Genomic DNA, 7,004 nt, shown 5'->3' on the forward strand with positions numbered 1-7,004 from the left:
GAACGCTGCGGTCAAATGGATGATCTCAAACGTCATCAATGCAGCCCGCAAGTCTGGTGCAAAGATTGGCCTCTGTGGGCAAGCGCCGAGCGATCATCCCGAATTCGCGACATTCCTCGTCGAGTGCGGTATCGACTCGATCTCGGTCAGTCCCGACAGCTTCATCGCGGTGAAGCGCAAGGTCGCCATGGCGGAAGCGGCAGGAAAAAAACGGTGGGAGAAGAACCATGAAAGCCAGTGACATCATGACCATGGGGGCGACGACGGTACGCCCCGATACCACCATCGAGCATGCGGCGCGTGTCATGCTCGAGCACCGCATCAGCGGCCTGCCGGTCGTTAACGCACAAGGCAAGCTGCTCGGCATCGTTACCGAGCGCGACCTGTTGCGCCGCGAGGAGATCGGAACCGAGCGTCACCGCCCACGATGGCTCGAAATCTGGCTGAGTACGGGACAGCTGGCACAGGAATATGCACACGAGCACGGGCGGAAGGTCGAACACGTCATGAGCCGAGAGGTCGCGAGCGTTGGACCGGATACGCCCGTCAGCGAGATCGTCGACCTGATGGAAGAGCGCGGCATCAAGCGGTTGCCTGTCGTCAGCGACGGCAAAGTGATCGGCATCGTGAGCCGCCCCAACCTGTTATTGGCGCTGTCGCGACACACAAGTGAAATCCCTTCATCGGTCGTCAGCGACCTGGCAATCCGCAAGAGCATTATGGACGAAATCGAAAGCAAGGCTTGGACGCCTGGCGCAACGATCGACATCGTCGTTCGTGACGGTATCGTCAATCTGAACGGAACGGTCACGGATGAAAACGTGCGTGAAGCAGTGCGTGTCGCGGCGGAAAATACGCCGGGCACCGTTCGCGTAGTGGACAATCTCCGCGTCGTCACCTTGTCTGCAGGCTACACATGAGCGTCCCTTGGGAGCGTCGCCACGCGAGCCATCGCAGGTACTCGTAAGTACGTTGATCCGCACAGATTTCTGGCCCTGGAACAGTGAGTCGCGCTTTCAGGTGGATGCTATCGTCGACCAGTAGGTCGACAAAGCCGCCGTAGACTGCGGCGCCGGCGATCAAGATCTGTTCGAGCTCGATGCTTTTTGCGTCGACTTGTCCGGATGCATTCGCCGTCACTTAGGCATTTTCGAACCGCGCACTGTCGCGCGCTCCAATCACTGCCAACAGAATGCCGGCGAATCCGGCGGCGGAGGCGCGCGCCTGGCGTAGCAGGTTGGGATGCGGGTATCGCACTCGTCGGCAGCGGGCCGAGCTGCAGCATCTCGACACTTCAATTTGACGAGCCGGCGGGGTTGGCCCGATTAATCCAACTTCGGAGAAACGGATCTCATCGACGTGGTCGACCGCAGCGACCCGCCAGTGCCTCCCCGAGACGTTGCGTTTCGGCAGTTGCGACGGATCACGCGACGTTCGATCGAACCTTTTCATCCTCCGCTATAGATTTTTGATCTCGCTCAATGAATGTCAGTAATTCATCGTTAATATTTAATTAAAGTTCGCGTCAGAAATGAGTTATGACTGATTTTGTAAACAGACCAAGGAAGTCTAGTCTGTACACATTCTAGCGAGATGCTAGTTGTAAATGCCAACTTAACGATAAAGGTCGAGGAGATGGTAAGATCTAGTATAGTACTTAGGTGTTTCAGTGTAATAATGACTGCATCCGCAGCCCTCGCGATGACTGGCTGCTCGCAAACCAGCAAACTAATCGGCGTTTCTGGTCATCCATATATGACGGAGCCTAACTGCCACCGGACTGAGCCGTTCGGCGAATTTGATGAGACTTGCGATGAACCACGCCTTGGATTCAAGAATTTTTCGCCGCCTCCAATCGCCGGCGGTTTTTGATCACGACGCCTGACGAACATGAAGAGCTGGTGTTCCATTCGGAGCGGCGGCCATAGCGTGAGATTATGGCTGATAAGCCGTATCGCAGCTTCGCTTAAAAAAGGAACCCCGCCGATCGGCGAGGGAGTATCATGCCGATCCGGTGCGCGAGGAAGATTTGCTGCAATGTTGGCCGATATGCTGCACAGCCGTCATCTGGCCGGAGATTTCGACTGACCTTGCGAAGGCTTCTCGGAAAGCCTTCGCAAGGTCACAGCCGCAGAAATAGCCAAGGACTTCACCTTCACCAAGCTGCCGGCACACGAGCTTCGGGACGTCATCCGGAAGCTCGAAATCAAGCGCGCCTCCGTGGATGGATGAGCAATCGGTCACGCTTGCCACCGTTCGCCGAGTGACACCGTTCATCATGCTTCTCCCTGCAGTCGCAGATGACGCGACCGAGAGCGAGCTCCATCTGTCGTGATTCAGCTTATCGCCGCGACCCCGACGACGTAGTTCTTTCCGTAGGCTTTGGCGCATTTCGGACATGTCGTGTAGAAGAAATACACGTTGCTTGGCTCGGACTTCCGATCGCGCGCAATCTGCCGCATCTCCTCGTGCCATACTCTGGCCTGACTGTACGGCCCCTCGAACACTTTCGTCACGAAGTTGCCGCTCAGCGCAGCCATCTCCTCGCCGGGGACCTCTTTCGAAACCGAGAACAGATGCTCGAGATATCCTGACTGAGCACGATGAACTGATCAGTATCGGAAGCGCCGGCGTCTTCGATGTGCTTGTTAACGCGCGCGAACACGCTGCCCATGTTCATCGGGACATGCATGACGCTGCGGGTTGCCGCTTTGACAAATCGCTTGTCCGTGAAGTGCAGTTCCTGACCGTCCCAGCCCTCGGGATTGAACTTGGGGCAGCAGCCGGTCGTGTTCACGCTGGCGTCGTATCGAGGCGTTTCATTCGTCTGCATGGTTGTTCCCCAATTGGATCGACAGCCATCTGACAGGTAATGAACCCCGGCCATCATTGATCCTCGTCAAGATGCCCGCAGGATCGTGATTGATGCGTATCAAAGCCGGCTGAATGGACGCCTGCTAGCTGTAGCCGACGGCAACCTCTTCGGAGACGATCATGGCTCACAAGCAAGTGTTGTTTCGTTCAGCGGCGCGCGAAAAGATCCTACGGGGCGCGACCCAGCTTGCCGACGCCGTGCGCGTAACGCTCGGGCCGCGTTCGAAGTCGGTCCTGATCGAAAGGAAATGGGGCTCACCGATCGTCTGCAACGACGGGGTGACGATCGCCAAGGAATTCGACCTGAAGGATCCCGAGGAGAATCTCGGCGCGCGGATGCTCAGGCAGGCAGCCGAAAAGACCGGCGACATGGTCGGCGACGGCACCAGCACTTCAACCATTCTGGCCCACGCGATGTTCGCCGATGGCGTGCGCAATGTCGTCGCCGGCGCCAGTGCGATTGACATCAAGCGGGGCCTCGACCGCGCAGCCAAACGGGCGATCGAGACGCTGAAGCAGGTATCGCGACAGGTCTCGACCCGCCGCGAGAAGGAGCAGGTGGCGACGATCTCCGCGCACAATGACCCGCTCATCGGAGAACTGGTCGGCGAGGCAATGGAAAAGGTCGGCGACGAAGGCGTCATCACGGTCGAAGAGTCCAAGACCACGGAAACGGTTCTGGAGGTCGTCGAGGGTATGCAGTTCGATCGCGGATTCCTCTCTCCCTATTTCGTCACCGATGCCGAGAAGATGGAGGCGGTCCTGGAAGAAGCGGTTGTGCTTATCGTCGAAAAGAAGATCGCTTCGCTCAACGACCTCATCAAGCTGCTTGAAGCCGTGGCGAAGTCCGGTTCGCCATTGCTGGCGATCGCCGAGGAAGTCGAAGGAGAGGCACTGGCGACGCTCATCGTCAACCAGATCCGAGGCACGTTCAAGAATTGCGCCGTCAAGGCGCCCGGCTTTGGGGACCGTCGCAAGGCCATGCTGCAGGACATCGCTGTCCTGACGGGCGGACAGGTCATTTCCGAGGATCTCGGTCTCAAGCTCGAAAATGTCACGATGGCACAGTTGGGACGTGCGAAGCGCGTCGTCGTGGACAAGGACAATACGACGATCATCGGCGGCGGCGGCGATGCCAAGGCGATTAAAAGTCGGGTGGAACAGATACGGCGCGAGATCGACAACACGACCAGCGACTACGATCGTGAAAAGCTGCAGGAGCGGCTGGCCAAGCTTGCAGGTGGCGTCGCGGTCATAAAAGTTGGTGCTCCGACCGAGGCCGAGATGAAGTCGAAGAAGGAAGCGCTCGACGATGCCATCAGCGCCACCAAAGCCGCGGTCGCGGAAGGCATCGTGCCGGGTGGGGGCCTTGCCCTGCTGCGCTGCATCGCGACGGTGGCTGACGAGGAGCAGCATTGCGAAGGCGACGAACGGACGGGTGTTCAGATCCTTAAGCGCGCACTCGAAGCGCCGGTTCGCCAGATCGCCGAGAATTCGGCTGTCGACGGCGGCGTTGTCACTGCCAAGATGATTGAAGGCGCAGGCAATTTCGGCTTCGATGCCGGACGCAAGGAATATGTCGATCTGGTCGAGGCCGGCATCATCGACCCGACCAAGGTGGTGCGCATCGGGCTTGAGAACGCCGTCTCGGTCGCGAGCGTTCTGCTCTTGACCGAAGCGACCATGACAGAAATTCCAGAACCGACGAAGGAACGCGCTCTGGAACCGGAAATGTCGATGTAGGCGAAGCGAGGCGCCCCTTCTTATGATGGATATAGCCACTACGATGATGATTTCGCCGCAGCAGTGCCGCGCTGCGCGCATTCTCACCCATGTCGACCGCCCTCTGTTGGCTGCGACGTCCGGGGTTTCGCCAGAAGCTATTCTGTCTTTCGAAAGGACCGGCCGGAATTTGTCCAACGCCGATATGCTCGCCGTGCGACGCGCTTTGGAAGAACTTGGCGCGGAATTTATTCCCGAAGATGCTGTGGGAGGTGCTGGCGTTCGGCTCCGCTTCGATGCGGACCAATCACGGCGGATTTCGGATTGGGAGGCCGAAGGCGGCGCGGCCGGCGATGACGATGTGACCTGACGGACTGCCGATGTGTGCGGGCTTTGATACGCATCAAGGCGAAAGACCGGGCTTCATGGTGATCCTGCAACAAGGTCTTAGAGGAGCACGAAAATGATCTTCAATACCATTATGGTTCAACTTGATGTCGATTCTCCGGCCTCCGCGAACGATCTACGCTCAGGAATTGGCGCGGCGGTTCGAAGCCACACTGATCGGTTTTGCCGCAGCCGACGCGTATGTATTTATTCCCAGCGACGACGGCGGCATTGCGGCCGCCGAAATGATGCGTCAGCGCAGGCAGGAAATCGAGGAACGGCTGAAAGTGTTGAGAGAGGAGTTCCGCAGCGTTGCCGGGGATGATGCGTCCTGGCGCGAAGAGATCGGTGATCCGACACGCCTTCTCGCTGTGCATGCGCGCGCTGCAGACCTCATCGTGACCGGAGCGCCGGCCCCAGGCGCCGCCGACGACCATCACCGAGTGGTGGATATCGGAACGTTGATCCTGTCCGCCGGGCGCCCTGTGCTGCTCGCGGAGGACAATCTGACACCGCCAGCCGCCCGGAAGATCGTCATCGCTTGGAAAGACACGCGCGAGGCCCGCCGCGCAGTCGCAGACGCCATGCCCTTCTTGACCGACGCACAGGAAGTGCTGGTGGCGACGATCGAAGAACAGGATCAAAGGAGCGCACGCGAAAGCACTGGCGACGTTGTGCGCTTCCTGATGAGGCATGGTGTCAAGGCACGATCCGACGTTCTTGGAATTGGCTCTGGTGATGGCGGCCAGATCGTCATGGATATCTCACGTAAAATGGGAGCCGACCTTGTGGTCGCAGGCGGCTACGGTCACAGCCGCATCCGGGAATGGGCGTTTGGCGGCATGACCCGTTCATTGCTGAAGCAAGGGTCGATCAACCGATTGCTTTCGAACTGACCGCGGTTTCGTGGCGAACCCTCGGCCTTCGCCGTATCCCAATTCTTGCTGGGGCCATCGCAAGTGCGCGACACCTGCCGTTCAGCTACTTGCTCGGTCAGTTCGCAGATTGGGAGCGATCATCCCGCTGCGGGCGCTACTGCTTCGTCGTGGTTGCCCATGATGCAGTGCAGAGCGCACCTTTGACCTGTCAGATCGGCAGTCAATCGACCGCATAGACGGGGTCAGGCCCATAGCCAACCAGATCGCCGATATCCAAAAAAGCGCGTTGTCATGACTCGGAGACTGCCGCGATCGAATGATTGACGGCAACCGCCGTCGCGGCGCCGCCAGATAAATTGATCCGGCTCAATGCGAAGATCTCCCCGTTCGCCAGAATGGCGAGATAGATTTGAAGGAGCGATCGGCATGACCCACACTTCCGTTACGGGCTTCACCCACGCTGCCGAGCAGGCGCAGCAATGGGTGAACGAACTCGCCCAGGATTTGGACTGGAGCGAACAGAACGCATACCGGTTCCTGAAATCCGTTCTGCACACATTGCGGGACTGGTTGTCGCCGGAGGAAATGGCCGACCTTTCGGCTCAGCTGCCAACGCTCATCAGAGGTATATATTTCGAAGGCTGGAAGCCGTCGGACGAACCCATGTGGGAACGAAAAAAGATCGATTTCCTCATTTGCGTCAGAAACAGCTACGGGTACGAGCTTGACGTCGATATCGTCAAGGCGATCAAAGCGGTCTTCAAACTCCTTGACCGCCACATATCGCACGGCGAAATCGTCCAGGTCCGAAACTCGATGAAGAAGTCGCTCCGTCATCTTTGGCCTGCGGGTTGACCGATGTTTCGCGATCGTCAGGAGGCCGGGGGGAACTTGGCATCGAGTTGGAGAAACTCCGCTACACCAGCCCGTCGTTCTCGCCTTGCCGCGGGGCGGCGTTCCTGTCGCCGCCGAAGTGGCCAAAGCCCTGAAGGCTCCGCTCGACCTGATCATCGCTGCGATGGACGGGGCTGTCCAGTCGCGAAAAGCCGGCCAGCACCGAAATCAGAAGCGCGCCTCAGGCATGGTCAGAGAAACAACGACACGGGTAGCCGAAAAAAATAGGAGATCGCACCGATGCTGATC

The 7,004-nt window shown here is 58.6% G+C and carries 7 protein-coding genes and 2 pseudogenes; 7 read left to right on the forward strand and 2 right to left on the reverse strand.

Translation table 11 applies throughout. The features are described from left to right. Window positions 1–241, forward strand: a 241-nt coding sequence (locus EOA85_RS22830; protein WP_164759815.1) for a putative PEP-binding protein, incomplete at its 5' end; no start/stop codon positions are given. Continuing rightward, window positions 228–920 carry a CBS domain-containing protein gene (locus tag EOA85_RS22835; RefSeq protein ID WP_127211263.1) on the forward strand — a complete coding sequence of 231 codons (693 nt, stop codon included), beginning with the start codon at window positions 228–230 and terminating at the stop codon, window positions 918–920. The genes EOA85_RS22830 and EOA85_RS22835, both read left to right, overlap by 14 nt. Before the next feature lie 1,081 nt (window positions 921–2,001). Here EOA85_RS22835 and EOA85_RS22845 read toward each other — a convergent pair. Together EOA85_RS22845 and EOA85_RS40145 are read right to left on the reverse strand one after the other, a co-directional pair. Then, window positions 2,002–2,280 (reverse strand): hypothetical protein, encoded by a 279-nt coding sequence (locus tag EOA85_RS22845; RefSeq protein WP_127211265.1) that lies wholly within the window; start codon window positions 2,278–2,280, stop codon window positions 2,002–2,004. A 61-nt stretch (window positions 2,281–2,341) separates the two neighbouring features. Beyond that, window positions 2,342–2,890, reverse strand: a pseudogene (locus EOA85_RS40145) (hydrolase). A gap of 104 nt (window positions 2,891–2,994) precedes the next feature. Between EOA85_RS40145 and groL the strand changes: the two are divergent. The 5 genes and pseudogenes from groL to EOA85_RS22875 form a co-directional block, all read left to right on the forward strand. Continuing rightward, on the forward strand, window positions 2,995–4,617 hold the full coding sequence (gene groL / locus EOA85_RS22855) for a chaperonin GroEL (RefSeq protein ID WP_127211266.1): 1,623 nt from the start codon (window positions 2,995–2,997) through the stop codon (window positions 4,615–4,617). 22 nt (window positions 4,618–4,639) lie between these two features. Next, window positions 4,640–4,966, forward strand: a complete 327-nt coding sequence (locus tag EOA85_RS22860; protein WP_127211267.1) for an XRE family transcriptional regulator — start codon at window positions 4,640–4,642, stop codon at window positions 4,964–4,966. A gap of 124 nt (window positions 4,967–5,090) precedes the next feature. Next, window positions 5,091–5,879 (forward strand): universal stress protein, encoded by a 789-nt coding sequence (locus tag EOA85_RS22865; RefSeq protein WP_245485961.1) that lies wholly within the window; start codon window positions 5,091–5,093, stop codon window positions 5,877–5,879. A gap of 408 nt (window positions 5,880–6,287) precedes the next feature. Next, window positions 6,288–6,716, forward strand: coding sequence for a DUF2267 domain-containing protein (locus tag EOA85_RS22870; protein ID WP_127211268.1), 429 nt, complete (start codon window positions 6,288–6,290; stop codon window positions 6,714–6,716). A gap of 3 nt (window positions 6,717–6,719) precedes the next feature. Then, a pseudogene (locus EOA85_RS22875) lies at window positions 6,720–6,873 on the forward strand (phosphoribosyltransferase); the annotation flags it as partial. Between the last annotated feature and the right edge of the window lie 131 nt (window positions 6,874–7,004).

Origin of the sequence: Mesorhizobium sp. M5C.F.Ca.IN.020.29.1.1 (genome assembly GCF_003997375.1) — a bacterium.
Lineage (GTDB): Bacteria > Pseudomonadota > Alphaproteobacteria > Rhizobiales > Rhizobiaceae > Mesorhizobium > Mesorhizobium wenxiniae.

Excerpts from the sequence above, each read along its gene's own strand:
- EOA85_RS22845 (WP_127211265.1), bottom strand. The coding sequence starts at position 2,280 with ATGATGAACGGTGTCACTCGGCGAACGGTGGCAAGCGTGACCGATTGC.
- EOA85_RS22865 (WP_245485961.1), top strand. The coding sequence starts at position 5,091 with ATGTCGATTCTCCGGCCTCCGCGAACGATCTACGCTCAGGAATTGGCG.
- EOA85_RS22860 (WP_127211267.1), top strand. The coding sequence starts at position 4,640 with ATGATGGATATAGCCACTACGATGATGATTTCGCCGCAGCAGTGCCGC.
- EOA85_RS22870 (WP_127211268.1), top strand. The coding sequence starts at position 6,288 with ATGACCCACACTTCCGTTACGGGCTTCACCCACGCTGCCGAGCAGGCG.
- groL (WP_127211266.1), top strand. The coding sequence starts at position 2,995 with ATGGCTCACAAGCAAGTGTTGTTTCGTTCAGCGGCGCGCGAAAAGATC.
- EOA85_RS22835 (WP_127211263.1), top strand. The coding sequence starts at position 228 with ATGAAAGCCAGTGACATCATGACCATGGGGGCGACGACGGTACGCCCC.